Raw genomic sequence first — 2,906 nt, 5'->3', positions numbered from 1 at the left:
GTCACCGGCAAGGTGCTGGACGTGACCGGTCGCTTCCCGCGCACCGTGTCGTCGGTGGGTCCGGTGCAGTTCTCCGGTACCGGCCCGAACGAAACCGTCGCCCGCACCAATGCGCTGCAGCTGGCTGCCGAAAAGGCCGCCCAGCAGATGATCAACGAGCTGAACGTCAAGGCGGTCCGCTGACGTTACCGCTGCGCTCGCCGGGCATGGCCCGGCGCTACCGGCTCTGGTGGGTGCCGAGCTTGCTCGGCACTGACCCGCTGCTATCCCCGATCTCGCGTGCCGCATCGCGGCCGTCTCTCCCAAAGGAATCTTCCATGATCCGCAATACCGCTCTCGTCGTTGCCATCGCGGCCGCTACCCTGTCGATGCCGGCCCATGCCCAGTTCGGCAAGCTGAAGGATCTGGCTGGCGCCGCTACCGGTACCTCCAGCAGCAGCGCCAGCGCTGCCGCCCCGGACGAAGCCGCGCAGGAAGCGCTGGTCCGTCGTTTCGTCAGCTCGCAGTCGCACTCGCTGCAGGCACAGACCTCCTTCGCCCGCGCCTTCGGCCTGGCCGAGCAGGTGCAGCTGCTGGAAGCCGAGCGCCAGGCACTGTCGTCGGGTTCGGTGAACGTTGATGCGATGAAGAAGTCGGTCTCGGTCAGCCAGGCCGCACAGGCCGCCATCGACGAGCGCCAGGCCGCACAGCCGGAACTGAATGCTGAATCCAAGCAGCACTACGCCGATGGCCTGGTCTCGCTGCTGTCCTCGGCTGCCGAAGCGCAGAAGCTGAGCGGCGAAGCCAGCGGCTTTGCGGCCGGCATGAAGAACCTGGGTGCCACCCAGATGGCCACCGTTGGCCGCAAGCTGGCTGCTGGTGCCTGGGTTGCCAAGGAATCGCCGGGCTTCATCAAGGGCCTGTACGGCTCGACCAAGTCGGCCGTGACCTTCGCCAAGAAGAGCAAGGTGAAGGTGCCGTCCAACGCCGATTCGATGCTGGATTCGCTCTGATACGAGGCAACTCCGCATGCGTACGACGACTCGATTGATCGGCCTGGGCCTGGCCGCGGCCCTGCTGGCAGCCTGCGGCAAGCAGGATGCACCGGCAGAAGCCGCACCCGCCAAGGACAAGGCCGCCAGTGCACTGGCCAGCAATGCGCCGGTGCAGGAAGCGCCCCTGCGTGGCACGCCGGATTTCGGCGGCACCACCCAGGTCGCGCGCGAAGCCGACGGTATCGGCAGCACCCCGGAACTGGCGGTGCTGGCGGCATTGCAGTCGGCCGTGGCCCAGGTCAACGGCGTACGCGTGGCCAGCCAGATGCAGAGCCTGCGCGCAGGCCTGCATGTGGACGTGGATGGTGAGCACGTCGGCGATATCCGCGCCGACGCGTTCTCCCAGCAGATGATTGCCGGCTCGCAGGGCGCGGTGCTGGGCTATGAAATCCTCTCGCAGGATGAAGTGAGCCAGCTCGACGAAGAAACCATTGCCCGCGTGCGCGCCAGCGACGAAGGCTGGAGCTTCAAGGGTTCGGCATCGGCCAGCGCCTCCGGCGAAGCCTCCGCCAAGGGTGGCTCGGCGTCGGCCAGCGTCAAGGAAAACTACGAAGAACAGGTGAAGGTCGACGCCAAGCGCGGTGCCAGCTCCTTCGATTCGGACGTCACCCGGCGCAGCATGCGCAGCTACTGGAAGGTGCGTGTCCGCGCGCAGATTGCCCAGTACCGTGCGCCGGATGAAGAAGGCAAGCCGAAGATCGTGGTGGCCCTGCCGCGTACCAAGTCGGGCAGTTATGCCGTTGGCGATGGCCGGGTGAATGCCGACGAGGTCGCCCAGGCGATCCGCGCGCGGCTGTCCGACACGCTTACCCAGACCCAGCGATTCATCGTGCTGGACCGCGAGTTCGGCGACGAACTGCAGGCCGAGATCGACCACATCAACAGCGGCAACGTGCGCCTGCAGGACACCGCACGCGTTGGCCAGCAGCTGGCGACCGACCTGATCCTGATTCCGACCATCGAACGTTTCGAGTACCCGCGCAGCGTGCGCAACCTGCGCATGTCCGATCGCCAGGTGACCTCGTACTCCGGTGGCGGCCGCATCACCCTGCGCCTGGTCAATGCCACCACCGGCCAGGTGGTGATGTCCGACAGCTTCGACCACCAGCTGGCCTCGACCGGCCCGAGCACGCTGCCGCGCGTGGTCAACGGCCGCAGCATGGCTGCTTCGATGATGGATTCGCTGTCCGGCCAGATCGGCAGCACGATCGTCACCACGCTGTTCCCGGTGTCGGTGGTGTCCGTCGATGGCGACCAGGTCGTGCTGAGCCAGGGCGGTGACACCGTGCAGGTCGGCCAGCGCTGGCAGGCCGTGCGCCTGGGCGAAGAGCTGAAGGACCCGCAGACCGGGCGTTCGCTCGGCCGCAGCGAGCATCCGTGCTGCACCATCCGCATCGACCGCGTGGCCGCGCAGACCTCCTACGGCACCCTGGAAGAGGGCGTGGACGCGATGCGCGGTGGTTTCCGCCCGGGCCAGATCGAACTGCGCCAGAAGCTCGGTGGCAAGCCCAAGGCAGCCGCCGGCGCAACCGCATCGGCCGCCCCGGCCGCCGCCGCGCGCCCGGCCAGCAAGCCGAAGCCCAAGCCCGCCGCCGCCCCGGCTGAAGACCCGAACTGGTAACACGTCCAAGCAACACACAGATGGGGTCAGAGCCCTTTCCCGCCGGGAAAGGGATCTGACCCCTTCTTGTTTTCGTTTCCACGACATCATCCACGCATGGCGTGGATCTACGTGTCGACCAAGGTCGACACCTACCAACAGCAGCGGTATCAGCAGCAGCGGGAAACTGTCGAAGGCGGGGTGGGGCAGCGTGCGGGGGCGTGAGCCGCATGGATGCGGCGACCGAGCTTACATGGACGTACTTGCAGCGG

2 protein-coding genes and 1 pseudogene are annotated in these 2,906 nt (G+C 67.1%); all 3 read left to right on the top strand.

The window, feature by feature from the left end:
* Positions 1–183, top strand: a pseudogene (locus DBR20_RS23050) (hypothetical protein); the annotation flags it as partial.
* Positions 184–317: 134 nt separating this feature from the next.
* Positions 318–992 carry a hypothetical protein gene (locus DBR20_RS11720; protein WP_108266286.1) on the top strand — a complete coding sequence of 225 codons (675 nt, stop codon included), beginning with the start codon at positions 318–320 and terminating at the stop codon, positions 990–992.
* A 16-nt stretch (positions 993–1,008) separates the two neighbouring features.
* Positions 1,009–2,655, top strand: a complete 1,647-nt coding sequence (locus tag DBR20_RS11715; RefSeq protein ID WP_108266285.1) for a CsgG/HfaB family protein — start codon at positions 1,009–1,011, stop codon at positions 2,653–2,655.
* Positions 2,656–2,906: the final 251 nt, after the last annotated feature.

This window comes from Stenotrophomonas sp. HMWF023 (assembly GCF_003060985.1).
GTDB lineage: Bacteria > Pseudomonadota > Gammaproteobacteria > Xanthomonadales > Xanthomonadaceae > Stenotrophomonas > Stenotrophomonas lactitubi.
This window is presented reverse-complemented; position numbering and strand designations above follow the sequence as displayed.